24 protein-coding genes and 1 pseudogene are annotated in these 25,276 nt (G+C 59.7%); 4 read left to right on the top strand and 21 right to left on the bottom strand.

Annotated features, from left to right (window positions below):
- Positions 1–10 precede the first annotated feature (10 nt).
- The 3 genes and pseudogenes from pgl to ACSQ9D_RS01620 all read left to right on the top strand — a co-directional run bounded on the left by pgl (position 11) and on the right by ACSQ9D_RS01620 (position 3,809).
- A complete protein-coding gene (gene pgl, locus ACSQ9D_RS01630) occupies positions 11–709 on the top strand; it encodes a 6-phosphogluconolactonase (RefSeq protein ID WP_436280891.1) in 699 nt (232 codons plus the stop codon).
- Between the two features lie 59 nt (positions 710–768).
- On the top strand, positions 769–2,589 hold the full coding sequence (gene edd, locus ACSQ9D_RS01625) for a phosphogluconate dehydratase (RefSeq protein WP_436280890.1): 1,821 nt from the start codon (positions 769–771) through the stop codon (positions 2,587–2,589).
- A 267-nt stretch (positions 2,590–2,856) separates the two neighbouring features.
- Positions 2,857–3,809, top strand: a pseudogene (locus ACSQ9D_RS01620) (IS110 family transposase).
- Positions 3,810–3,842: 33 nt separating this feature from the next.
- On the opposite strand, the gene ACSQ9D_RS01615 reads toward ACSQ9D_RS01620, so the two are convergent.
- From ACSQ9D_RS01615 to ACSQ9D_RS01590, 6 genes are all read right to left on the bottom strand, one after another.
- A complete protein-coding gene (locus ACSQ9D_RS01615; RefSeq protein WP_436280889.1) occupies positions 3,843–4,196 on the bottom strand; it encodes a hypothetical protein in 354 nt (117 codons plus the stop codon).
- A gap of 266 nt (positions 4,197–4,462) precedes the next feature.
- A complete protein-coding gene (locus ACSQ9D_RS01610) occupies positions 4,463–5,554 on the bottom strand; it encodes an ABC transporter ATP-binding protein (protein ID WP_436280888.1) in 1,092 nt (363 codons plus the stop codon).
- A 20-nt stretch (positions 5,555–5,574) separates the two neighbouring features.
- Positions 5,575–7,227 carry a beta-galactosidase BglA gene (gene bglA, locus ACSQ9D_RS01605; protein WP_037114137.1) on the bottom strand — a complete coding sequence of 551 codons (1,653 nt, stop codon included), beginning with the start codon at positions 7,225–7,227 and terminating at the stop codon, positions 5,575–5,577.
- 26 nt (positions 7,228–7,253) lie between these two features.
- Positions 7,254–8,417: a carbohydrate ABC transporter permease gene (locus ACSQ9D_RS01600; protein ID WP_436280887.1), complete on the bottom strand. Its 1,164-nt coding sequence runs from the start codon at positions 8,415–8,417 to the stop codon at positions 7,254–7,256.
- A 1-nt stretch (position 8,418) separates the two neighbouring features.
- Complete coding sequence (locus ACSQ9D_RS01595; RefSeq protein WP_436280886.1) at positions 8,419–9,432, bottom strand: carbohydrate ABC transporter permease; 1,014 nt, start codon at positions 9,430–9,432, stop codon at positions 8,419–8,421.
- A gap of 167 nt (positions 9,433–9,599) precedes the next feature.
- Positions 9,600–10,961, bottom strand: coding sequence for an ABC transporter substrate-binding protein (locus ACSQ9D_RS01590; protein WP_436280885.1), 1,362 nt, complete (start codon positions 10,959–10,961; stop codon positions 9,600–9,602).
- A 282-nt stretch (positions 10,962–11,243) separates the two neighbouring features.
- On the opposite strand from ACSQ9D_RS01590, the gene ACSQ9D_RS01585 reads away from it, so the two are divergent.
- Positions 11,244–12,290: a LacI family DNA-binding transcriptional regulator gene (locus ACSQ9D_RS01585; RefSeq protein WP_037114150.1), complete on the top strand. Its 1,047-nt coding sequence runs from the start codon at positions 11,244–11,246 to the stop codon at positions 12,288–12,290.
- Here ACSQ9D_RS01585 and folD read toward each other — a convergent pair.
- The 15 genes from folD to flgK all read right to left on the bottom strand — a co-directional run bounded on the left by folD (position 12,269) and on the right by flgK (position 25,265).
- Complete coding sequence (gene folD, locus ACSQ9D_RS01580; RefSeq protein ID WP_436280884.1) at positions 12,269–13,168, bottom strand: bifunctional methylenetetrahydrofolate dehydrogenase/methenyltetrahydrofolate cyclohydrolase FolD; 900 nt, start codon at positions 13,166–13,168, stop codon at positions 12,269–12,271. The genes ACSQ9D_RS01585 and folD overlap by 22 nt on opposite strands.
- A gap of 118 nt (positions 13,169–13,286) precedes the next feature.
- Positions 13,287–15,020: a succinoglycan biosynthesis protein gene (locus ACSQ9D_RS01575; RefSeq protein ID WP_436280883.1), complete on the bottom strand. Its 1,734-nt coding sequence runs from the start codon at positions 15,018–15,020 to the stop codon at positions 13,287–13,289.
- 125 nt (positions 15,021–15,145) lie between these two features.
- Positions 15,146–15,937 (bottom strand): WecB/TagA/CpsF family glycosyltransferase, encoded by a 792-nt coding sequence (locus ACSQ9D_RS01570; protein ID WP_436283745.1) that lies wholly within the window; start codon positions 15,935–15,937, stop codon positions 15,146–15,148.
- A gap of 299 nt (positions 15,938–16,236) precedes the next feature.
- Positions 16,237–16,770 carry a hypothetical protein gene (locus tag ACSQ9D_RS01565; protein WP_436280882.1) on the bottom strand — a complete coding sequence of 178 codons (534 nt, stop codon included), beginning with the start codon at positions 16,768–16,770 and terminating at the stop codon, positions 16,237–16,239.
- Positions 16,770–17,135 carry a hypothetical protein gene (locus tag ACSQ9D_RS01560; protein WP_037114163.1) on the bottom strand — a complete coding sequence of 122 codons (366 nt, stop codon included), beginning with the start codon at positions 17,133–17,135 and terminating at the stop codon, positions 16,770–16,772. Before ACSQ9D_RS01560 ends, ACSQ9D_RS01565 begins: the two co-directional genes overlap by 1 nt.
- A 17-nt stretch (positions 17,136–17,152) precedes the next feature.
- Entirely contained in the window at positions 17,153–17,719 is a 567-nt protein-coding gene (locus ACSQ9D_RS01555; RefSeq protein ID WP_436280881.1) for a rod-binding protein, read from the bottom strand.
- A 31-nt stretch (positions 17,720–17,750) separates the two neighbouring features.
- On the bottom strand, positions 17,751–18,164 hold the full coding sequence (locus tag ACSQ9D_RS01550) for a hypothetical protein (protein WP_436280880.1): 414 nt from the start codon (positions 18,162–18,164) through the stop codon (positions 17,751–17,753).
- 4 nt (positions 18,165–18,168) lie between these two features.
- On the bottom strand, positions 18,169–18,921 hold the full coding sequence (fliR, locus tag ACSQ9D_RS01545) for a flagellar biosynthetic protein FliR (protein WP_436280879.1): 753 nt from the start codon (positions 18,919–18,921) through the stop codon (positions 18,169–18,171).
- Positions 18,918–21,005, bottom strand: a complete 2,088-nt coding sequence (gene flhA, locus ACSQ9D_RS01540; protein WP_436280878.1) for a flagellar biosynthesis protein FlhA — start codon at positions 21,003–21,005, stop codon at positions 18,918–18,920. Before flhA ends, fliR begins: the two co-directional genes overlap by 4 nt.
- Positions 21,006–21,093: 88 nt before the next feature.
- On the bottom strand, positions 21,094–21,360 hold the full coding sequence (gene fliQ / locus ACSQ9D_RS01535; protein ID WP_016552783.1) for a flagellar biosynthesis protein FliQ: 267 nt from the start codon (positions 21,358–21,360) through the stop codon (positions 21,094–21,096).
- Between the two features lie 64 nt (positions 21,361–21,424).
- On the bottom strand, positions 21,425–21,853 hold the full coding sequence (gene flgD / locus ACSQ9D_RS01530; RefSeq protein ID WP_007796653.1) for a flagellar hook assembly protein FlgD: 429 nt from the start codon (positions 21,851–21,853) through the stop codon (positions 21,425–21,427).
- Positions 21,844–22,293: a flagellar biosynthesis repressor FlbT gene (gene flbT, locus ACSQ9D_RS01525; RefSeq protein ID WP_436280877.1), complete on the bottom strand. Its 450-nt coding sequence runs from the start codon at positions 22,291–22,293 to the stop codon at positions 21,844–21,846. Before flbT ends, flgD begins: the two co-directional genes overlap by 10 nt.
- The gene (gene flaF / locus ACSQ9D_RS01520; protein ID WP_037114182.1) at positions 22,290–22,637 is read right to left on the bottom strand and encodes a flagellar biosynthesis regulator FlaF; all 348 of its coding nucleotides are present in this window, start codon (positions 22,635–22,637) and stop codon (positions 22,290–22,292) included. The genes flbT and flaF overlap by 4 nt, the downstream gene beginning before the upstream one ends.
- A 36-nt stretch (positions 22,638–22,673) precedes the next feature.
- On the bottom strand, positions 22,674–23,795 hold the full coding sequence (locus ACSQ9D_RS01515; RefSeq protein ID WP_436280876.1) for a flagellar hook-associated family protein: 1,122 nt from the start codon (positions 23,793–23,795) through the stop codon (positions 22,674–22,676).
- A gap of 3 nt (positions 23,796–23,798) precedes the next feature.
- Entirely contained in the window at positions 23,799–25,265 is a 1,467-nt protein-coding gene (gene flgK, locus ACSQ9D_RS01510; protein WP_436280875.1) for a flagellar hook-associated protein FlgK, read from the bottom strand.
- Positions 25,266–25,276: the final 11 nt, after the last annotated feature.

Below are 25,276 nucleotides of genomic sequence, written 5' to 3'. Positions count from 1 at the left end.
ATCAAAGACGATGGCAGCGACGATGCATGCTTTTGCCAATGGCACGGAACTGGCTCGCAACCTTGCAGACAAAGTCGCTGCGTCGCTTTCCGAAGCAATCGACGCGCGCGGAGCGGCAACGTTTGCCGTTTCCGGCGGCTCGACGCCGAAGCTCTTCTTCCAGGAGCTTTCGGCGCGTGATCTCGACTGGACCAAAGTGACCATCACGTTGGTCGACGAACGTTTCGTGCCTGCGGACAATCCGCGCTCGAACCATCTGCTGGTGGTCGAAAACCTGCTGCAGAACAAGGCGAAGGCCGCGCGCTTCCTGCCGCTCTATCAAGCGGCAGCATCGGTCGAGGATGCGGCGAAGCTTGCGACGGTGGCAACCGCTTCGATCAGTAATCCCTTTGACGTTGCGATCCTCGGGATGGGCGGCGACGGCCACACGGCCTCGTTCTTCCCCGGTGGCAGCAATCTGAAGGTCGCTCTCGACGCTAAGACGCCGCGTGGTATCATTACCATGGAGGCGGACGGCGCGGGCGAGCCGCGGCTCACCTTCACCTTCTCCAGCCTTCAGGATGCAAAGCTGCTCGTGCTTCACATCGAAGGCGAGAGCAAGAAGGGCGTCCTGACGAAGGCCGAGGGCGCCGGCGAAGAGGCAGAGATGCCGATCCGCGCCATGCTGCGGCGAGCAACGAGCCCGGTCGAAGTCTACTGGGCTCCATAGGCCTTCGGGCAGCAAGCCGCGAACGAAAATTGAAGAGCAACCAAGGCAGGATACCTCCCATGTCCGCTAATGCACGCATTTCTGCGATCACCGCCCGCATTGTCGAACGATCGAAACCGACGCGCGGACTCTATCTGGAGCGCCTGCGCAACGCGACATCCACGGGCGTAAGCCGCTCGATCCTTGGTTGCGCCAATCTCGCACACGGCTTCGCGGTCTGTTCCCCCGCCGAGAAGGACGCACTAGCGGGCGACTGCGTGCCCAATCTCGGTATCATCACCTCCTACAATGATATGCTCTCCGCGCACCAGCCGTTCGAGCACTATCCGGCGATCATTCGCGAGGCAGCGGCGGAAGCCGGCGGCATCGCGCAGGTGGCCGGTGGGGTTCCTGCCATGTGCGACGGCGTCACCCAGGGACAGCCGGGCATGGAGCTCTCGCTGTTTTCCCGCGACCTGATCGCCATGGCTGCCGGCGTCGGCCTCTCCCATAATATGTTCGATGCTGCGCTCTTCCTCGGGGTCTGCGACAAGATCGTACCGGGTCTCGTCATTGCGGCCCTCTCCTTCGGGCATCTGCCGGCCATCTTCGTGCCTGCCGGCCCGATGACGACCGGCCTTCCGAACGACGAGAAGTCGCGCGTGCGACAGCTCTATGCCGAAGGCAAAGTCGGACGCGCCGAACTGTTGCAGGCGGAATCGAAGTCGTACCACGGCCCAGGCACCTGCACGTTCTACGGCACTGCCAATTCGAACCAGATGCTGATGGAGATCATGGGCTTCCATATGCCCGGCTCCTCCTTCATCAATCCGGGCACGCCGCTGCGCGAAGCCTTTACGCGCGAGGCAGCCAAGCGGGCGCTGGCGATCACCGCACAGGGCAACGAATTCACCCCGGCTGGTGAGATGATCGACGAACGTTCGATCGTCAACGGCGTGGTCGGCCTGCATGCCACCGGCGGCTCGACGAACCACACGCTACACCTCGTTGCCATGGCGCGGGCAGCGGGCATCCAGTTGACCTGGCAGGATATTGCCGAACTTTCCGAAGTTGTGCCGCTGCTGGCGCGCGTCTATCCGAACGGCCTTGCCGATGTGAACCACTTCCACGCGGCCGGCGGCATGGGCTTCCTCATCAAGGAACTACTCAAGCACGGCATGGTGCATGACGACGTCCGCACCGTCTTCGGCCATGGCCTGCAGGCCTACACCATCGATCCCCGCCTCGGTGACGACGGAACGATCGTGCGCGAGCCGGCGCCGGAGAAAAGCGCTGATCCAAAGGTCCTTGCCAGCATCGAGACGCCGTTCCAGGCCAATGGCGGCCTGAAGATGCTCCGCGGCAATCTCGGCAAGGCCGTCATCAAGATCTCGGCGGTCAAGCAGGACCGGCATGTCATCGAAGCGCCGGCCGTCGTCTTCCATAGCCAACAGGAGCTGCAGGACGCCTTCAAGGAAGGCAAGCTCAACAAGGACTTCATCGCCGTCGTGCGCTTCCAGGGCCCGAAGGCGAACGGCATGCCAGAACTGCACAAGCTGACGCCGCCCCTCGGCGTGCTGCAGGACCGCGGCTTCCGCGTCGCGCTGCTGACCGACGGCCGCATGTCGGGCGCCTCAGGCAAGGTACCGGCAGCGATCCACGTCACCCCGGAAGCTGTCGATGGCGGCCCGATCGCGCGGATCAAGGATGGCGACATCATCCGCCTCGATGCGATCGCGGGCACCCTGGAAGTTCTGGTCGATGCTGCCGACATGGCCGAGCGCGAGTCCGTGGTCGCCGATCTTTCCGAGAACGAATTCGGCATGGGCCGCGAGCTGTTTGCTCCCTTCCGCCGCGCCGTCGGCCCTTCGGATCGCGGTGCAAGCGTGCTGTTCCACTGAACCGCAACGAGTGGCGCTCAAAACTGCAAAGCCCGCGAGAAAATGAACTCGCGGGCTTATACATTGCGAGGCCGGAACATTGTTATGATGTTCCGGCCTCGTTTGTCATTGAGGTGGTTGCAACACCGCGATGACGGTGCGCAAAGCGGTTGGTCCTAGCGGGCCTGAACTTTCGTTCGTAACAAAGCATAACCCTTTGCGCATTTCGAGGCTTCGTCGAACCGTTGAGAGAGCTTCGCGCTCGCGTATAAGGGAGACTAGCGCCTCATGACCTATACTAGCCATTTTGTTGGCATCGACATATCGAAATCTTCTTTTGATATCTGCCTTCTACCCGAGGATCGGTCGGCAACCTTTGCCAATACCGCAGCTGGCATTGCAGAGTTCATCGCTTTCATTGCCCGGTTGGACGGTATCGAGCGCCTGGTTCTGGAGCCGACCGGCGGCTATGAGCGATGTGTTGTGGAGGCCTTGCTCGCAGCCCGGCTGCCTGTCGCCAAGGTGGATGCCAAACAGGTCAGACAGTTCGCACGAGCCTGCGGCCAGCTCTCCAAGACCGACAGGATCGATGCCTTCGTGCTGGCCGATTATGCTCGGCGCATGAAAACAAAGATACTTTCCCGGGCCTCGGCCGGACAAGCCATCCTGACCGATCTGGTGACGCGCTACAGGCAGTTGTCCCACATGATCGTGCAGGAGAAGAACCGTCGGGAAAAGCTGACCCGTCAAACCGATGGCAGAACGCGTGCGTGGATCGAAGAGACGCTGCAGTTCCTGCTCGAGCAGCGCCAGTCGGTCGTAGACGAGATGACGGCCTGCCTTGAATCGAATGTAGAACTCTCAAACAAGGCCGACGTGCTGATGTCGCTCAAGGGCATCGGTTTGCGCACCGCATGCTTCCTCATGGCCGGCCTGCCGGAACTGGGGCTCATGGACAAGGGCAAATCGCCAAACTCGTCGGCGTCGCGCCGCTCAACCGCGACAGTGGCCTGATGCGTGGCAAACGCATGATCGCCGGCGGAAGAAAGCCGGTTCGAGACGCCCTTTATATCGCCGCCTTACCAGCCATCCGCTTCGACCCCGCCATGAAGGCTTTCTACACAAATCTCAGAGCCAAGGGAAAGCCAGGCAAGGTTGCGCTCGTCGCCGTCATGCGCAAAATGATCATCATTCTCAACGCAAGAATGCGAGATCAAAGAGCAACGATACTTGACGGATAACACCGTTGCTTTGTCTTTCGATGCGTCGAGAAATCAGGCGCGAATGTCGAGCACGCGATCGCGGTGCGCCGGGTGAGTGCTGTAGACAAAGATCTTGTTGAGCTCCTTGTCATTCAGCAGCCGCAGAAAGCGGACTTCGATCGTGTTGTTGGCATTCACCCGCATCAGCATACAGCCGACCTTGGTGATGCGGGCATCCGGGATATCGAGATAGAACTGCTTCGGAAGGGCGTATTGCGTGAGCAGTGCGAGGACTGCGGTGCTCTTCGAAATGCGAATGATGTCGCATCGCCGGGACGCCATGTGCATGACGCCCTTCTCGGTATACTCGATGCGTGCGGCGTTCATCGTATCCTCCATTTTGAACCGCACTTCGCGGTCGTACATGAAGGATTCCTCTTTGTTCAGAAAGTGCCCGGAAGGCATTGGATTGGATGCAGCCACCGCAGTATTCCCTCGATACTCAATGAGGAAATACTAGCGGGCGATGCTTAACAGAAGGTGAGAATAGTTTCGATTTGGAGCGCGATGCACGCAGAACGATACAGCCGATTTTCGAGAATAATTCCGTTTGCGATCAAATAGATAAACAATCCCGGGCAATATGATGTGCTGTCCGGGCTTGTTTTCTTGTTGTTCGCCGCAACGCGATTTTATCGACGATATGTGCGACCGTCCGCATCGAAGAGATGCAGCTTGGAACGGTCGGCCGAGAAGTGCATCTTCTGGCCCCTCCTCACGTCGTAGATGCCCGGCAGCTTGACGATGATCGGTTCGCCCGGAACAAGGCCTTCGATATAGAGCAACGTCACTTCGCCGAGTGCTTCGACGATCGAGACCTCGCCTTCGAAAAGGTAGTCGTCGGTCGCACCGGCAATGCGCAGATCTTCAGGACGAACGCCGAAGCTTGCGGTCTTGCCCTTCTCGGAGGCGGCCGTCGGAAGGTCTAATGTCACCGACTTGCCGCCTGTCAGCGTCACCGTCGTCGTGTTGCCAGCCTCGGTGATAGTCGAGGGAATGACATTCATGGCCGGAGAGCCGATGAACTTGGCAACGAAGAGGTTTGCCGGACGCTCATAGAGTTCCAGCGGCGCGCCCACCTGCTCGATATTGCCGGCGGAGAGGACGACGATGCGGTCAGCAAGCGTCATCGCCTCCACCTGGTCATGCGTGACATAGATCATCGTCGTGTCCGCCATCTGCTCGTTGAGACGGGCGATCTCGATGCGGGTCGCGACACGAAGCGCTGCGTCGAGGTTCGACAGCGGCTCGTCGAAGAGGAAAACCTTGGGGTTGCGGCAGATGGCGCGGCCGATTGCGACGCGCTGACGCTGACCGCCGGAGAGCGCCTTCGGCAGGCGATCGAGATAGCTGGTGAGCTGCAGGCTTTCGGCCGCGGCCCGAACGCGGCGATCGATCTCCTGCTTGCTTTCACCGGCGATCTTCATGCCGAACGCCATGTTGTCGTAGACGGTCATATGCGGATAGAGCGCATAGGACTGGAACACCATGGCGATGCCGCGCTTGGAGGGCGGGACATCGTTGACCAGCTGGCCGTCGATATACATGTCGCCGCCGGTAATGTTCTCCAAGCCGGCGATCATGCGCAACAGAGTGGATTTTCCGCAGCCCGAAGGACCGACGAACACAACGAACTCGCCCTCCTTGATCTCCAGATCGATCCCGTGGAGAACATCCACGGAACCGTAGGATTTGCGAATATCCTTGAGCGTCAGTCCAGTCATTAATTCCTCCTCCTGAATCGTCAGGCGAGACGAGCGAAGTATGCTCCCCACGCCGGAATATCGATCTTCTCACCGTAGTTATTGCTGACGAAACCGTGGCCCGTCAACGCCTGCCAATCACCGGCAGGCAAAACGACCGCGCCTTCGGCAGCGCTCATGTTGAAGACGCAGAGCAGCTTTTCGTTGCCATACTCGCGCACGAAGAGCAGCACGTCGTCCTGCGGCTCCATGAACTCGATCTCGCCCTTGGCGAAGGCCGGGTACTGCTTGCGGAAGGCAAGGAAGCGACGATAGTGCTCTAGCACAGAGGCCTCGTCGCCCTGCTGGACGCTGACAGCGCGCAGGATGTGCTCGACCGGAACCGGCAGCCATGGCTTGACGGTCGAGAAGCCGCCCTGGGCGACCTGACTGTCCCATACCATCGGCGTGCGGCAACCATCACGGCCCTTGAATTCCGGCCAGAACTGGATGCCGTAGGGATCCTGCAGGTCCTGATAGGCAAGATCGGCTTCCGTCAGGCCCAGTTCCTCGCCCTGATAGAGGCAGACCGAACCGCGCAGCGTCATCAGCAGTGACGCATACTGCTTGGCAAAAGCGTCGTGATCGGCGACCAGTGATCCCCAGCGGCTGACATGGCGCATGACATCATGGTTGGAGAAGGCCCAGCAGGCCCAGCCATCCGGCGCGGCCGCCGCGAAGTCTTCCATGACCTCCTCGACACGTTCGGGAGACAAGGGATCGGGCGCCAGGAACTCGAAGGCATAGCACATATGCATCTTGTCGTTGCCGGAGGTGTATTCGCCGACGATCTCGAGCCCACGCTGGCTATCGCCCACTTCGCCGACGGCAGCAATTGCCGGAAACTCTTCGAGCACGGCGCGGAATCGCTTCAGGAAGGCCAGATTCTCCGGCCGGTTCTTGTCGTAGACGTGTTCCTGGAAGTTATAGGGATTGACCGCCGGAGCCGTCGACGCGTTGCGGCGCTCGGGAACAAGCGCCGGATTGTCGCGCAGTTCCTTGTCGTGGAAGTAGAAGTTGATCGTATCGAGACGGAAGCCATCGACGCCGCGCTTCAACCAGAAGCGGACGACATCAAGCAGCCGATCCTGAACCTCGGGATTGTGCAGGTTCATATCAGGCTGCGACGTCAGGAAGTTGTGCATGTAATACTGCATGCGCGTCGGGTCCCACGCCCACGCCGAACCGCCGAAGATCGACAACCAGTTGTTCGGCGGCGTGCCATCCGGCTTGGCATCGGCCCAAACATACCAATCCGCCTTGGCGTTTGTCTTGCTGGTGCGGCTTTCGACGAACCAGGGATGCTGGTCTGAGCTGTGCGAGATGACAAGATCAATCATCACGCGAATGCCGAGGCGATGGGCCTCAGCGATCAGCGTGTCGAAATCCACCAGCGTGCCGAAGATCGGATCGACGTTCTCGTAGTCGGAAACGTCATAGCCGAAATCGCGCATCGGCGAGGTGAAGAAGGGCGAGATCCAGATCGCGTCGGCGCCGAGGGCGGCGACATGCGGCAGGCGGGCGGTGATGCCCTTCAGGTCGCCGATGCCGTCGCCATTGGAGTCCTGGTAGGAGCGTGGGTAGATCTGATAGATCACCGCGCCACGCCACCAGTCCTTGTCGGCCGTCAAAATGGATTGGGATGCCATGCTCATGTTTCCTGTTGGATGCTCTTGGATTGCTAGCCGCCCTTGACCGAGCCCGCAAGCAGACCACGCACCAGGTAGCGCTGCAAGCCAAAGAACACGAGCAGCGGTACGACAATGGTGACGAAGGCCGAGGCCGTCAGGATTTCCCAATTGCCGCCCCGCGAGCCGAGCAGCGCGTTCAACGCACCGGTGAGCACGAGATGATCCCTATCGGTGCCAAGGAAGACCATGGCGACAAGCAGGTCGTTCCACACCCACAGGAACTGGAAGATCGCGAAGGATGCGAGCGCAGGGAAGGACAAGGGCAGTACGATACGGGTGAAGATTTCGAAGTCGCTGGCCCCGTCGACGCGCGCCGATTCGATGATCTCCTTCGGGAGGCCGGCGATATAGGCCCGCAGCAGATAAATGGCGAGCGGCATGCCGAAGGCAGTGTGCGCAAACCAGATGCCGGGATAGGTTTTCGACGGCGCGTCGAGCAGCGACCCAATGCCGTTATAAAGCCGCAGAAGCGGGATGAGCGACATCTGCAGCGGCACGACGATGAGGCCGACGACAAGCGCGATCAGCAGGGCCCGGCCCGGGAATTCCATCCAGCTCAGCGCGTAGGCCGCAAAGGCGGCGATGAGGATCGGGATGATCGTCGCCGGGATGGTGACGGTCAGCGAGTTGATGAAGGACTGGCCGATCCCCTCGCTGGTGAGAACGTTCTTATAGTTCTGCAAGGTGAATTCCGGCGGCGTGGCGACCGAAATGTAGACGCGCCGGCCGCCGTCATCCGGACCAAAGGCGGCGGTCTTCGTGTAGCGATAGCTGCCGTCATCGTTGACGGTGAGGGACAGACCGTCGCCAAGGTCGGCTGTTTCGCCGGCCTTGTAGGCGGCCGGTTGCTGGACACGCGTGCCGAACGCCCTGATGGAGCGGCCTTGCTGTCCCTCGAGGACATTGCCGGCGATGAGGTAAACTGTCCCGTCCTGCTGCTGCTGGTCGGGCTGCCCAAGGCGAGCCGCCACTGTTCGGGAGGAGCCGGCGAAGGCCGTCCACCAGCCGGAAGAAACGAGCTGATCCTTGTCTCGCAGGGCACTGACGAAGATGCCGAGCGTCGGTATCAGCCAGATGACGACGATGACGAGCACCGCGAAGTGAACGAAGAGGCGGGCCGGGCCGATCTTGAAGAAACGTCCTGACAAGGTCATCTCAGTGGCCTCCCAGCTCGCGATTGGCACGGCGGACGTTCCAGACCATGATCGGCGTCACCGCCAGCATGATGATCAGCGCGATGACCGCGCTTCGGCCGGAATCGCCGCCTCCCCGGAAGAGCCAGTTGAACATCAGGTTGGCGAGCACCATCGAATTCCACTGGCCGTTGGTCATGGTCAGCACGATGTCGAACACCTTGAGCACGAGAATGGTGATCGTCGTCCAGACGACCGCGATCGAGCCCCAGACCTGCGGCACCATGATGCGCCAGAAGATCTGCCAGCCATTGGCGCCGTCGATGACGGCAGCCTCGATGGTTTCCTCAGGAATGCCGCGCAGCGCCGCCGACAGAATCACCATCGCAAAGCCGGTCTGGATCCAAATGAGGATGATCATCAGGAAGAAATTGTTCCAGAAGGGCACCGAGATCCACACCTGCGGCGTCCCGCCGAACAGCTGGACGATCGCATTCAGCAGGCCGATCTGCACATCGTTGCCGCCACGATATTCGTAGATGAACTTCCAAATGACGGATGCGCCGACGAAGGAGATCGCCATCGGCATGAAGACGATGCTCTTGGCGATGTTGCCCCACCAGATGCGGTCGGTCATCACGGCGATGACGAGGCCGAAGAAGGTGCAGGCCGCCGGCACGACGGCCAGCCACAGGATGTTGTTGAAGATCGACTGGCGGAATTCGCGGTCTGTGAGAGCCCACTGATAGTTCGCCAAGCCGACGAATTGCTCGCCGGAGCGGTCGTAGAAGGACAGGATCAGCGTGGCGATCACAGGATAAACAAGGTAGACGATAAGAAGGAAAAGGGCTGGCCCGATGAACAGCCACGGCCGGATCATCGCCCGGCGGTTCAGATTGCGCGCCGCGGAATGGATGTCGCCATCCTTCACGGGCAGCGACCAATCCAGGATCTTGTTCGAGAAATAGAAATAGGCCGAGCAGGCAAAGACCGCCACGACCACGACCCCCAAAGCGGAAACTATCTGCGACAGCATTCGTCCCTCCCCTGCTACCCTGTCTATCCTGACGGGTTTGTGCGCTGATCGTCGTCACATCGCCCACCGCTTTCAACGCGACAGGCAACGATGGCCGGACACTCCCAGTATCCGGCCATGCATTTCAGCCATGCCGCCGCAGCCGGCGGCACGGACATCAGGTGATATTACTTGATGCCATCCCAGGAGCTCTGGATTTCCTTGGCGGTGTCTTCGGCCGACTTGCCGCCAACGAAATCGACCATGCCGGTCCAGAACGCACCCGCGCCGATCTTGCCCGGCATCAGGTCGGAACCGTCAAAGCGGAAGGTAGTCGCGGTCGTCAGGATCTCGCCTTCCCTCTTCATCTGGTCGTTGGCATAGGCTGCCGTGTTGACGCCCTTGTACGGCGTCAGGAAGCTTGACTGTGCCATCCAGACTTCGTGCGCGATCGGCGTCTTCAGGAACTCTACGAAGGCACGAGCCGCCTTGGAGTCCTTGGTGACAGTAACAAGCGTGCCAGCGCCCAGAACCGGCTTGCCGAGGTCGGCATGCGCCGCGTATGTCGGCATATAGAAGAAGTCGGCATCCTGACCGAGTTTCGTGCCCTCCGGGAAGAACGACGGGATGAACGACGCCTGATGGTGGAGATAGCACTTCGGCGGCACGCCGAAGAGACCCTTCGGGCTATCGCGGAAGTCCGTTGCTGCCACGGCGGCAACGCCACCACTGACATACTTCTCGTTCTTGGCGAACGAGCCGAATTCCTCGATCGCGGCAACGACGGCCGGATCGGTGAACTTGACTTCGTTGGTGGTCCACTTGTCGTAGACGTCAGGCTTCTGCTGACGCAGCATGATGTCTTCGATCCAGTCGGTTGCCGGCCAGCCTGTTGCGCCACCGGAACCAAGGCCGATGCACCACGGCACGCCGCCATCCTTGACGATCTGCTCCGTCAGGGCATGCAGCTCTTCCATGGTCGTCGGGACCTTGTAGCCCGCTTCCTTGAAATTCTCAGGCACGTACCACACCAGCGACTTCACGTCGGCCTTATAAGGGAACGCATAGAAGGCTTCCTTGCCGTCCTTGCCCTTGTAGGTGCCGTAGCCGACCCAGCTATCACCGGCGCCGTAGTTGTCCTTGACCCACTGGGAATTCTCGTCGCCGAGCGGCGTCAGGAAGCCCTTGCTGGCGAGATCGGCCAGAAGGCCCGGTTGCGGCAGGACCGCGATATTCGGCGGCGAACCGGCTTGCGTGTCGATGACGATCTGCTGTTCGTAGTTCTCCGAAGACGAGTACTTGGCGTCTACACCGGTTGCTTCGGTGAAGTAGGCCAGAATGCTGCGGAAGAAGGCTTCGTCTTCGCCGCGCCAGGGCCCGAAGATCGTCATCTGCTCGCCCTTGAGATCGGCGTGCGCAGCCTTGAAATCGTCGTAGCTCTTCCAGTTGAACTTCGAATCCTGCCCCGGAGCAAACTTCAGATCGGCAGCAGACGCAGCACCGGCAAGAAGCGCCGCCGCAGCGACGCCCATCAAAAACGTCTTTCTCATGTGATCAACCTCCCATCACAATCCCAACCGCACTTTTGAAACTATTTTGACGCCGTTCCAAAGCGCTTTGACAAAAGCACTCATGTCACTTTCAGCGGAAAAGAGTCAAGCCATTTCGCAAAAAGCGCAAAAGATGCGGCCTTCTACATCAAGGTTTCGACGCCATACCTTGGAATATGGAGCGATTTTTCTTGAGTCAAGCGGCACAACTGCTACATAATTGAAAGCGCTTTGGATGCCATTGGGAGCTGGCGACCAGTGCGAGCGGAGGAAGAATAGCACGTGAATCTGAAACAGCTATCGGAATTGCTTGGCCTGTCGCAGACAACGGTAAGCCGTGCATTGAACGGCTATCCCGAAGTCAATGAGGCGACACGCGAGCGGGTCCTGCAAGCCGTGAAGGAGACAGGCTACCGCCCGAACAAGGCGGCACAACGGCTTGCGACCGGCAAGGCCGGGTCGATCGGCCTCGTGATGCCGACAGCTCCCGATCACTATTCGGATGTGCACTTCGGTGAGTTCCTGACGGGTCTTGGCGAGGAAGCCGTGCGCCACGACTTTCATTTCGTGATCATGCCTGCCGATCCGAACGACGAAGTCGGCGCACTGCGGCGGCTTGCGATCAGCGGCAATGTCGATGCGCTGTTCGTGGCCTATATGCGCGGCCACGACCCACGGCTGCCGATGCTGAAGTCGCTTTCCATGCCATTCCTCGTGCATGGCCGCTCCTTCGGTTCCGAACCCGACTACCCGTATCTCGACATTGACAACGAGGCGGCCTTCTACGATGCGGCGCGGCTGCTGCTTCAGCTCGGTCATACGCGCTTTGCCCTGCTCAACGGGCCGGGACATCTCGACTTTGCGATCCGTCGCAAGAACGGACTTGTCGCTGCGCTTTCCGAGCGGGGACTGTCGCTTCCGGAAGACTGCATGAGCCACACATCGATGACAGACGAACTTGGCCAGTCCGCGATGGAACGATTTCTACAGATGCCGGAACCGCCGACGGCGATCCTCTGTTCCAGTACGGTGCTGGCGCTCGGCGCCATCCGCGCCGCCAATCAGGCGGGGCTCAAGCTCGGCGAGGATATCTCGCTGATCGCGCACGACGACGTTTTGCCCCATCTCAAGCCCGAGAACTTCTCCGTGCCGTTGACGACAACGCGGTCATCGCTGCGCGCCGCAGGCGTGCGCATCGCCCAACGGCTCATCGGAACGGTGAAGCAGGACGGGTCATTCCCAGAGCAGGAACTCTGGAAAACCGAACTGATTGTCAGGGCCTCGACAGGCCCCGTTCCGCGACAGGCTCAGAACGTCGGCGGTGTCTGACCGGCCGCGCGATGGGCGGCGATGACGGTGTTGGCCATCAGCATCGCGATGGTCATCGGTCCCACGCCACCAGGAACCGGCGTGATGACGGCGGCAACCTTGGCGGCATCTTCAAAGGCGACGTCGCCAACGAGGCGCGTTTTGCCTTCGCCCTTTTCCGGGGCAGGAATGCGATTGATACCAACGTCAATAACGGTGGCGCCAGGCTTCACCCAATCACTCCTGACCATCTCCGGGCGGCCGACGGCCGCCACCAGAATATCCGCATTGCGGCAAACGGCCGGCAGATCCTTGGTGCGTGAATGAGCGATGGTCACCGTGGCGTTTGCATTGAGCAGCAGTTGCGCCATCGGCTTGCCGAACAGGTTTGAGCGGCCGATGACCACCGCATTCAGGCCGGAAAGATCTTCGCCATGCGTGCGTCGCACAAACACCATCGCGCCAGCCGGGGTGCAAGACACGAGGCCCGTTTCGAGGTCGCCAGTCGCAAGCTTGCCGGCATTGACGACGTGCAGACCGTCGACATCCTTTTCGGGCAGGATTGATTGGATGATCAATTCTGACTTTAGATGCTTCGGCAGCGGCAGTTGGACGAGAATGCCGTGAATCGACGGATCGCTGTTCAGCGCAGCGACGAGTGCCGCCAGTTCCTCCTGCTTGGTCTCGGCCGGCAGAGTGTGCTGAACGGATTTGAATCCGCATTCCTTCGCCATCTTGCCCTTGGAGTTGACATAGGCATGGCTGGCCGGGTCGTCGCCGACGATCACCACGGCAAGGCCCGTCTTGACGCCGCTTTGCTTGTCCAGCGCCGATGTCGCTGCCTTCACCGTTTCGATGACGGAAGCGGCGACCTGTTTGCCATCAATCACTGTCGTCAAGACTGTCTCCTGCCCTTGCTTTCGCTCATTGTAGCGGGTGGCGCTCAGCGCGATTTGCCTGTCCACGCCCTATCCTGCCTAAAATGGCAAATGCAAGAACAATCGTGTCGCAGCGAGGTCAGGACGCTATCGATCGGGTGCGCAGCCTATCGCGCATGGTGGCGAGTTCCGCGCGAATGATGTCGACGTCCTGCGGCCCTTTGGCGGGTTCGGCCGTTGATGGCGTGCCGAGATTTGGCTCCGGTGCCGGAGTGCGTAGCGACGGCTCCTTCGTTGCGGACGCAGCAAGCGCGCAGCGCGCCCTTGCACAGACAACAGCCAGGCCGAAGGCGAGCCCTGCAAGAGCGCCGAGCAGCGGCCGAAGCCAGCCCTGGTCCGCAGGCACGGCCGCGATCTGCGCGGTCTTCTGCAACTGCACGCTGCCAATACCTGGCGCAACGGCTCCGGTGGTGATCGCATCCTCCAGGCGCAAGCGCGCCGCACTTGCCTTGTCGCGCAGCTCGGTGAGCTTCGCCAGATCGACACCCGTGTCCTTGCTCTGCGCGATCAGCGCATTGCGGCGACCACTCAGCTGCCGTTTGTCGACAGTGGCTGACTTCATCTCGTCATTGGCATCGCGCAGCAGCCGACCGAGATCCTCGCCAATCGCATCCTTCAAGCCGTCAACCTCGGCCTGCTGCGCCTGCAGCCGCGGATGGCGAGGACCGAGATTGGCAGACAGCTGTGACAGAGACAGGTGGGCGGCCACATATCGGTCACGGCGGTCGATGAGTGTTGGCGACATGAGGTCCGCATCGAGCGTGCCATCAAGGACGTCAGCGACCTTGGCCGCCCTCAGCCGGCCGGCCTTCTCTTGGGCCGCAACGATGCGCTGCTCGGCGGCCTTCAGCTCTGCGTCAATGCTTCCGATCTGCTGCTGCAGACCAGCCGCAACCTTGACGTTGCCTTCGCCGCTCTTCTGGGTGAAAGATGCAAGCTCGAGCTGCGTCGCATCGTCCGCCTTTTTCAGCGATCCGCCTTCGGCCGGCCCAGTTGCTGCCCCTGAGCCCGTCACGACGGACCCAAGGTAGCCGGCGATGCGCGCGGATTTCTCCGCGCTGCCCGTTGTCACCTTGAAATCGATCGTGCCGGCGTGAGGATCGGTCACGGTGCGGATCGCGGAAACGAGCGATGCCTCTGCGCGCGAAACAGGGTCGGCGGCTGCGCCATCGGTCGATAGCAGGTCGATAGCCACCGCCAATGCATCCGAGGAGACGCCGGAGAACTCCGGATCGCGGTCGAGTTTCAATGCCGCAACCGTTGCCGCCATCGTACGGGGAGAGGAAAGCGTCTTTTCGGTCGCTCTCGTGACTGCAGTGCGACTTTCGCCGGCGCCTTGGACGGCGAGTATCCCTTCCGCGCTATAGCGCGTCGGTTCGGCGGGGATCAGAGTACCGCTCGCTGCACCAAGCGCACAGATGAGACCAACCATGGCAAGAGGTTTCAAACGCCCGGATTTCGGCGCGCCCTTGCCGACGGCAGATGTCGCCTGATTGAGGCTTGCGGCCGCTTTCGTGGAACCCCAAACTTCGGGCGCCGGCGCGGCCGGCAGCGGGTCGGCTGCAGCCGCCTCGACATCGTTTGCAGCTTCGAGCCGCTTGCCCAAGATTGTTTCGATGCGGCTGACAAGCGGCGGCACTTCAGCCACGGCATCGCGGCTGGCCCGTTGTTGCTCAAGCGCGCGCTCGATCACGCCGAGCAATTTTGCTTCCGGCGCCGGCATCGTCGCCGTGGCCGCGGATGGCCTCGCGATACGGTCGTGCCGTGCCGTCGGGGAGCGGAAGGCTTGGCTTCCCGGATTGCTGTCGTACATCGCCACATCTCATGCGTATGAACGGTCGAGCCGCCCGCGACTGCGGATGGTTAACCAACCTTAAATGTTCATGGCAAAGAAATGGTTAACTGGCGCCAACTCGCAGCATGCTGCAGAGCAGCGTCTCACCTGGATCCGTTCAGTATCCGTGTGCGACGCGTCCCACCGTAGTGGAGCACGTAGTACAGGAAAACTGCAAAGGCAAAGCCACACTGCACGCCTGCGCGCTTCGGCTGCCGCATCCAGCTATAGGCGCGTGCAATTCTCATCATCCGTACAAGCTTCGGTGTTCGGTGGTCGGTACCCGCCACGACACCGAATAGGTCGCCGACAGCAAGCACAAGCCGGGCGTGATCTGCCCGGATGTGCTGATGGATCCATTTCTCCTGGGATGGCGTGTCCGTTCCGACGATGAGTATGTCGAGCCATTGCCGGTCGATCTCTTTGACGATCGCCGCTCTGTCTTCCGTCTCAGCGAAGCTGTCCGAAATGATGATGAACTCATGCCACGGAGCGTGGCGCCGGAACTTCGCGGCAGTCTTCCTAGTCGCCTCAGGCGTGCTGCCGATGAGGCCGATACGCCGCGGGATCTCCATGAATGTCAGCAGCGCCGGTACGAAATCGGCGGCCTTTAAGCTGGCGGGGAACGGCGATCCGTGCGCCACCTTCGATGCAATATCGAGACCCGGACCATCCGGGAGCAGCAGATTTTGCGCGAGAACGGCGCGGTAGTCGCTATCGCGCAACGTCATCACCATATTGCGCGCGTTGACGAACGAGATCGATGTCTGCCCGACCGGTATCGACAGGAGTTCATTGATGAACACCAGCGCATCATCCCAGCCAAGATCGCAGATCGGCAGATCGAAGATCGCGCGACGTGACGACAGGACCGCGAAATTCGCGATCAGGTTCATGCCGGCTTCCTGACGATAGTGTTTCATGCTGCATGCATCCCGAAACAGATCACATAGCCGCACCAGACGATTCAGCATCGACCAAGAGCGTTCGCCTGGGAGCGCATGAAAGAATTCCAAGAACCGGAATGCCGGTGCACAGTCAGCCCATCGGCACGACTTGTAGCAGCGCGATTTCAACTATCTCTTAGGAAAATCGCTTGAATTCCCCGCCTCGAGCGAAGGAATTGTTAACCATCGTGTCCCCGGGATAAACGCAAAACGGCGCCAGAGGCGCCGCTTCAGGGCAATGACTAGGTCTACTCCGTTGCAGCCTTGTCCGACACCGGTGCCGGGGCTACGACGTTCACGGGCTTGACCGTTTTCTTCTGCTGTCCGGAAGCATTCGCCTTGACTTCTTCCTTCGAGAGGTAGTCGAGCTGCTCCAGCATCACCTGATCGATATAGTCTCCACCGAGATGCTGGTTGATGTCCTTCTTGATCATCTCCCGGAAAGCCTTCGCATCGAAGGATTTCATGTTGGAGATGTCGACCATCTTGTTGCCGACGAGCAGCGTAAAGAGCTCGTCGGTCGTCATTTCCGTCAGCGGCAAGGACAGGTTTTTCACCGTGTCCTTGTTCATCATGAAAGACACCTTGCCGAGGAAGTAGCCGGTGACGGCGCCGTCGGCAATGATCGGCACGGTGATCGTCTCGCCCTTGACAAGCTCGAGCTGGCTTTGCTTGGAATCATCAGGAGCCGGCGCAGGAGCCGTTGCCATGTGCACCGAGAAATAGACCGATGCCAGCGTGATCGCGCAAACCCAGACGCCAGTCAGAACGAGTTTAATCATCAAGCGCCACGTGCTACGAATTGCTCTTGGGAATAGGTGCCGTCGGCATCCGCATCCTGGACCGCATTCTTCAGGAGATCGGCAACGGTACGGACCGCTTCCAGATGCGCTTCGACGCGTCGGGCGTTCAGCACGAGCTTCTTCTTCAACCCGTGCAGCTGATCGAGATGCGTGGCGGCAAGCTCTTTCGGATCCGTGTCGCGGAAGAGCATCGACAGCTCATAAAGGCAGCGGCTCTTGTGGGCATTCGACACTTTGAGATCGAACTGAGGGTCGTTGCCGATCCTCGTGTTCTCATTGTCGATGATCATTTCAAGGCGTCCAAGAACCGATTTGATACGGTAGTCGTTCGAGATTATTTCCATTTTTGTCCTCGATTCTCTCAGGCGTCATTGGCGGACTTGTTGTCCGCAGTTGTTGTACCGAAGGTCTTGCGCTGGAACTCGTCGATCATGCTCATCGCCATATTGCGATCGTCCTGATCGGTGGAAGCGTTGGCGACCTTGCCTTCCTGCTTCTTCAGCGCATCCTGATAAAGCTGCTTGGCAATGCCGATGCCGTCACCCTTCGAAATCTCGTTGCCGAGCTGTTCAGCCATCATTCCCTTCCAGATATCACCGGTGGCACCCTTGCCGTAGACTTCTTCGCTGTCACTCGGCAGCATGTTCTTGATGAAGTTCTGCAGGACCATCGCCTCGAACTTGCGGTAGGTTTCCGGCACCTCTTCCGTCTTGGTGCTGCGGTTTTTGCTGTCGCTCAAGCCGGTCTTGCCCACTGCGCGATCGAGAATATCGACGGCCGACGTGAAGCCGTTGCCGGCTTCGGCGAGACTGTTTGCGGCAAAAGCCGCCTGGTTTGCCTTCAGTTTTTCCTGGGCTGCCTGAACCTCGAGCGGTTCGGCAGCTTTGACAACATCCAGGACCAGATCACTCGGAGGTGAAATAGCCAAGTCACAATCCCCTTGATTAAGATTGTGACGATTATGATTTTTGAAGCTTGCTGGAGGCTGGCGTACCGAACTTTTGATCGATGAGATCATAGACTGCATTGTCGTCGGCTTCCCGACGCTCGGCCTCAAGCGCTTCGCGCATGCCGTCTTCCAGCCGATCGCCCTTGGCGCGCTCCTGAACGACGCGCATTTCGTGAATCTGCTGCATGCCGGTCAGCTGCTTGTCCTTGATCCCGAGCCGGTTGAATCGATCCGCATAGCCCTGCGAAAAGGCATGATGGACGGGGTCCATGGAGCCGAGCGCCAGAATGACGCTGTCCATCTGGTCGTTGACTTCCGCGCGCTGGCGGCTCGTTTCGGCAAGATCGAATTCGGCCATCTGCTCCAGATGCCGTTGAACCGCTACGAGGCGTTGCAGTTTCTGGGAGCGTGTCTTGTCCGCCATGCCACTACCTGCCGATGAAAACGCTGGCGAAGGATTGGCCGAATTGGCTGACCAATGCCGCCACGGAGAAGTAGAAAAGGAAGAGGCCGCCGAGAAGCAGGTAGGGTGTCGATATGAAATACACCGGAATCTGCGGCGCCAGCTTGTTGATGAAGCCGATGGCGATGTTGAACATCAGGCCGTAGATCAGGAACGGGCTCGAGAGCCGCAACATGATCATGAACGTCGATGACAGCGTGTCGGTGAACGAGATGAGCGTGGCACGCAGCTGCATGATGCCGCCGAAGGGCATCGACGTGTAGGAATCGACCAATGCCCGGAACACGATGTGATGAAAGTCCATCATGAACAGGATCATCATGCCGGCAAAGGTGATGAAGCCTGAAAGGCTGCTTTCCGGCGAATCTTCAAAGACATCCGCCGCACCCGGCTGCGTGAATCCGACCATCATCGCAATGACGCTGGCCGCAAATTGCAGACCGAGCGTATAGACCCGGGCGAGCATGCCGTACATGACGCCAATCAGCGATTCGCTGAAAATGTAGCCGATATAGGTGGCGTTCGATGTGTGGACGATCGGATAAACTGTGTCCCAAAGCACAGGCAAGATCGCCAGGGACAGGGCGGCAGCAATAAAGACCCGCACTTGCGCCGGCACGCGGGCCGACGAAAAGCCGGGCATCGCCAGGACACAGCCGCCGATCCTGCAGAAGATCAGGAACAGCGCCAGGACGGTCCCTTGCGGGTCAGTTATCATGAAATCGAGCCCAGAATCTTTATCTCGATGCCCTTGGCCAGCTCGACATGCGACAGGACCGGGAGCGTTGCGAACAATCGTTCGATGATCATACGCACATAGGAGCGTGTTTCCGGCGAGGTGACAAGGGCGAATGGCAGGCCTCGATCCATGAATTCACGGATAACCTTCGTCGCCTGCTCGCTGAACTCCTCCAGCATGCGCGGGTCGATGTCGAATTCGACGATCTCGCCCTTGTTGTCACGCTTCAGCGCCTGATGGAAAGCGAGGTCCCACTTGCTGCCGAGCCGCAGTACGCGAAGCACACCATTGTCGGCGAGATCGCCGCATAGCTGCTGTGCCATGCGAACGCGGACGTGCTCGACAATCTGCTCGGTCTTGCGGACATGCGGCGCGAGTTCGGCGACGGCTTCCAGGATGAGGTGCAGGTTGCGGATCGACACGCGCTCGGCAAGCAACAGCTTCAACACGGCCTGCAAGCCGGAATAGGACATGTGCGACGAGCAGATCTCGTCGGCCAGCTTCTTGTATTCGGGATCGAGCCTGTCGATCAACACCTTCACGTCCTTGTAGGACAGAAGCGCCGGCAGATTGTTGCGGATGACTTCGCTCATATGCGTCAGCACGACCGAGACATTGTCGATCGGCTGGAAACCTTCGCGCTTCAAGTCTTCGGCAAAGGCTTCAAGAATGGAAACCGCCGGCATGCCGAACGCTGGTTCGCGAATCTCGTCGCCCGGAATGCTTGGCCTACGGCCGGAGCCGGTGACGACCAGAACCTCGCCCACGCGCAGCATGTTGGAAGCAACCGTCGTGCCGTGGATTCGGATCTGATAGGACTTCTCGGCGATGCCGATATCGTCGGTGACCTTGATTTCCGGAACAACGAAGCCGTACTGCGTCGCGAACTTCTTGCGCATCTTGCCGACGCGGAAGGCGAGCTCCTGATGGGCGCCAAGCAGCCGCGTCGATACCATCTTGCCGAGCGCGAGTTCGATTTCCGAGGTGCGCAGCACCGACTTGACGGAGTCCTTTTCGAGCTCCTTGTTCTGGACGACCTTCTTCTCTTCCTGCTCGCGCCGCGCCTTGTTCTCGGCCTCGACCTGACGAGGAATGAACCAGGCGCCGAAGGCCAGAAGACCGGCAAGAAACATGAAAGGGAAAAACGGCAGGCCCGGCATGAGCCCGAGGATTGCCATCAGAACCGCGGATACGGAAAGGGCGCGCGGATAGCCGCTGAGCTGGTTGACGACTGCCTGTTCAGTGGAACCGACGGTGCCGCCACGCGACACGAGAAGGCCGGCTGCGAGCGAAACGATGAGGGCCGGCATCTGCGAGACGAGGCCGTCGCCGACGGAGAGCTTGACGAAGACGTCGGCGGCTTCGCCGATCGGCATGCCGTGACGGAAATAGCCGATGATGATGCCGCCAAAAATGTTGATGCAGGTAATCAGAAGACCGGCAATCGCATCGCCACGAACGAACTTGGACGCGCCGTCCATGGCACCGAAGAAGGAGCTTTCCTCTTCCAGTTCCTTACGGCGACGCTGGGCTTCCTTCTCGTCGATGATGCCGGCCGAGAGGTCGGCGTCGATCGACATCTGCTTTCCGGGGATCGCGTCGAGGGTGAAGCGCGCGCCGACTTCCGCGATACGTGTCGCGCCCTTGGTGATAACGATGAAGTTGATGGTGATGAGGATCAGGAAGACGATCAGACCGATCACGAAGTCGCCGGACATGACGAGGCTGGCAAAGCCTGCGATGACGCCGCCGGCTGCATCATGACCCTCGTTGCCGTGCGAAAGGATGACGCGCGTCGTCGCGATGTTCAGCGCCAAGCGCGTCATGGTCGCGATCAGAAGAATGGTCGGGAATGATGAGAAGTCGAGCGGCTTCTGGATCCACAGCGCGACCATCAGAATCAGCACCGAGAAAGCGATCGAGAAGGCCAAACCCATGTCGATCAAAAACGGCGGGATCGGCAGGAAGAGGACACAGATGATAAGGATGATGCCCATGGCAAAACCGATATCACGTACGCTAAGTCCGGCTTTCGGAAGGGGGAGTGCGGGAGGTTGCGCCATTTCGATTCCGTCTCTTCATGAGAGGTGCGGGCATGATGCCCACCAATTCGGAACGAGAATTAAATGGCGAAGCTTGCGCGAAGGTGGCTCAGAAACCCGACTGAATGCGCGAAAACACCAGATTGGTGAAAATCGAAATCTGCGATCCGACGAACGGAGCCGAGATGCCGATGGTGACGAGGACGGCCACGATCTTCGGAACGAAGGTGAGGGTTGCTTCCTGAACCTGCGTCAGCGCCTGGAACAGCGCGATGATCAGGCCGACCACCATGGCTGCCGCAACCGCCGGACCTGCGGAAACGAGAACGGTCCAGATCGCCGCCTGGAAAAGGTCAAGAGCATCAGCTTCATTCATCGTCAGGCAACCTCATATCGCCTTGCTGTTCGCCCGATATGGCCGAACCGCCTCATAATTGCACTTAGCTCGACGTCGTCGGCGCCTTGTCGGCCAGGGTGATTCCCGCCTGCACAAGGATACTCTTCCCGTCGGTCGTCGTCGCGACAATTCCGTCGGAATAGACCTTGACCGAAGCGACCGTGCCTTTGACGGAACCGTCAGCGCTGGTCATGTACTTGCCGATATAGCTGCCGGCCTGCGTCAGGCTGGAGCTCGCAAGCAGCGTGTCCAGCTTGCTGTTCGTCTGGATCGTCTGTTCGACCTGCGAGAAGCTCGCCAGCTGCGACATCTGCTCGCTGGCATCGACCGGATCCGTCGGATCCTGGTTCTTCATCTGCGCGATGAGCAGCTGCAGGAAGTTGTCGTAGTTCAGCGTCGCCTTCTGCTGCGCGCTCGAGGTGCTCGACGACGACGAGGTGCTCGACGTGCTCGAAACGCCACTTACCGCCATGGTGCAATCTCCTTACGAATCTGCTCGACCATCGTCGGCGGCATTTCGTGGTTGTTGAGGATGCTGTCTTCGATCGGGTACAGACCTCGGATGGCCTTCAGGGCGTCGAATGCGCGTCCGGTCGAAACGAGACCATCGATGCGCTTCAGCTCGGCGAGAACCTCCTCGTTCTTGAAGCAGGTCAGCAGCATGGTGACCGACTTGCGGAACATCGCCGTCGATTGCTCCTTGCCCTCGGGATTGATGAGGATCATCTGGGCAATGAAATAAAGCTGGCGCAGAGGCGTTGTCGCCTCTTCCGGCTGGAGAACGTGGTTTTCGAGAAGGAACGTTACATCATTCAGGAATTCCAGCGCGACCTTGCGATCGACGCGCAAGACCGCACCGTTAATGAAGATCTTTTCCCCGGCTTTTAGCGAGATACGAAGTGTGCTTTTCATTTTAGTCCATCCCTGATGATGGTGGTAACGTCGATAATGCCTTGGTAGTTCGTCGATTGCCGGCGCCTGATCCGATCGCATTCCTTCAAGATCCAGATAGCGATGGAGATGAGGTTGGCCCGCAGCTGGATTTCAAGCTGGTTGTCCGGATGCTTGAGATCCTCGATAAAGCTCACCCAAACGCGCCGGGTGTAGAACAATGCATCAATGGCTTCCCGGCTGTATTTCTCTTTGTCCCGCGCAATCGACAGCAGGTCGATGGACCGGTCGAGAACTTGACGCTCCCGCTCCTTCGCATCGGCCACCGAGTCCTCCATGACCTCGGAGTAAGAGAACTGATACATTCATGCATCCTTCTTTGTCTTTCGTACCCTTGATCATCAAAGGTAGTTCACGAGACTCAACTGCTGAATTTTCGATACGATGGTGTAGGCCGTCTCCAGCTGCGTCTGGAGGGTGTTGACCAGCGTCGATGCTTCCGAGGTATCCACACCCTGGAGATCGACGAGCTTGTTCTGAATGATGCTCGACTGTGCATCGAGGGCATCGTTGGCCTTCTCGACGCGCTCCTGCGATAGGCCGAGCTGGCTTGCCTGCGTCACTATGCCGGTCGTTGCCTGCGCTGCGTAGCCGATCGCCTTGGAGGTGACGGTGCCCAAGGCGTCAGCACTTAGGCCCTGGCTGGCCAGTGCCGAAACCGTGATCGAAGCGAGCGCGAAATAACGCATGCCATCCGAGTTGGAATTGGTCGAAGACGTGACCACCTCCGAGTTGCTGATGCGACTGGTCATATTCTGGTTGGAAGCGGCCGACCAGTCGCTCCATGCCGGCGGCGTCACATAGGCCGCGGGCGCGAGCGGCGTTGGTGCTCCCGGAGGCGGGAATGCGATCGGCGTGGAGGTACCGTTGAACGTGTCCTGCGAGAACATCGGCTCAACGAAGTTGGTGATGAAGGTTCCCATCTCGGCACCCGTCAGTGAGCTGACCGGCTTGCCGAGGCCGCTTGCATAGGCCGTGAGGTTCGTCTGAATGGCGGTCGTTGCGGCGGTCTGCTGGCTGGTAAGCGGCTGCACATCGGTGTTGATACCAGAGAACAGGTATTCGCCGTTGAGCATGGAATTGCCCGTATCCATCAGTTGCGACAGCGCGTCACCGGCAGATTGCATCGCCACTGTGATGCTGGTCTTGTCCTGACTGCCCTGAAGCGCGGTCAGCTTGGAGACCAGTGCATCGCCGGCCTTTTTCATGCTGTCGAGGCCGAGCTGCGACGCTTCAAGGCGCGCCGAAACGACGGAATTGCTGCCCTTGAGAGCCTTGATTCGGCTGACCTCGGACGTGAAGTTCACGCTCTTGGCTGCGCCGGAGCCGAGCGAGGCGCCGATGTCGGCATAAATGCCCGTCGTTGCTTCGAGAGAAGCGCTGACCAATTGCTTTTGCGATTGGCGGATCGTCAATCGCATCGCGTTCTGAATGGCTGAGCTAGAAATAAATGAACTTTTCATGGCTTAACTCGCTATGTCCAGCAATGACTTCAACATTTCGTCGACAGCGTTGAGGATCTTCGTTGCCGCCTTGTAGGACTGCTCGATGTCGAGAAGCAGCGTCAGTTCCTCGTCGAGGTTCACGCCGGTCTCGTTGGAATAGGCTTCCGTCGAACGCGAGAGTGCTGCCGAGGTATTTTCGGACGCCGTCGTCGCATCACTTCGATACTGCTCAAGCCAGCCGATCGAATTCGAGGCGTAATCCATGATGTTGACGTTCGACGAGAGGCCGGCGGTCGCTGAAAAGGTCTGAGCCGTGCCCATCGCCGTGTAGAGCGCGTCGAGATTGTCGGAGAAGCCGCTTTTGCCGGTCGGATTGAGGTTGGTGAGGCCGGAGATTGACCCATCGCGCAACTTCATCGGGTCGCCGCCCTGGCTGGTGATGACGGCGGCGTTTACGGTGATGGTGCCGGCGATGCCATCGATCACGCCCGTCGTCGTCGGCGTTCCACCTTGGGCACCAGCCGCCGTCTTCCAAACGAATAGGCCTGGCTGCGTCGTGGCGGGCGCGCCGCCGGTTTCCGAGAACATGGTGACGAGCGACTTTGCAATTTCATCGAGCTGCGACTGGAATGTCGTTGCGACTTCGTCGCGCACTTGCAACAGCGCCTGCAGGCTTCCCTGGGCCGTGCTCGTCGAACCCTTGCCGCTGCCGAGTAGCACGCCATCGATGTAGATGCCGTTGCCCTTCGTCTGAGCGGTATAGGTATTCTGGGCAACAAACGTAATTGTGCGCGGTATCGTGTCGAAAACGACTGTGCCGTCTGTCGTATAGAGCGCCATGTCACCGTTTTCGCGATCGACCGCGTTGACGCCGACGATCGAGGAGATCTGCTTCAGCAGCTTGTCGCGCTCATCCAGTGCATCGGCTGGATTGCCGCCGGTCGCGGTAGCGCTCTTGACGGCATCGTTCGCCGTCTTGAACTGCGCAAGCAGGGTGTTCAGTGTCGAAACCTGGGTTGCGATTTCCTTGTCCGCACCCTGACGGACGGCCTGCACGGATTTTGTTGCATCGTTCAGTGAATTGGCGACGTCCTGCGCGGCCGTGACCGCGCTCTGCGCGGCAATCGTGCTGCTCGGCGACGTGCGAAAGGCCTGCAGCTTTTCGCGAAACGTCGCCAGGTAGTTTGCCGGCGACGTTTCGTAATCGTTGCCACCCATGATCGATTTCAGGTCGGTCAGGCCGCCAAGTAGCGTTTGCTGGCCACTGTCCTGCGCACTCGCTTTCAACCACTGCTTCAGCAGCGCGTCTTCCTGCGCGCGGCTGATCTTCACGACTTGCGCGCCATTCAGCGACGTGGTGATCATCGCCTGCCGGCGCACGTAGTCGCTGTTGCTCGAGTTTGAGATATTGTTCGATACCACACTGCTCTGAGTGCCGGTATTGCTGAATATGCTCTGCGCAGTGTTTAGTGCGGAAGTGAGCGACATGGCTTATCCGA

Source organism: Rhizobium sp. LjRoot258, assembly GCF_964254185.1.
In the GTDB taxonomy this organism is placed as follows: domain Bacteria; phylum Pseudomonadota; class Alphaproteobacteria; order Rhizobiales; family Rhizobiaceae; genus Rhizobium.
Note: the sequence above shows the minus strand (reverse complement) of the source record. Positions and strands in the feature narration are given on the sequence as shown.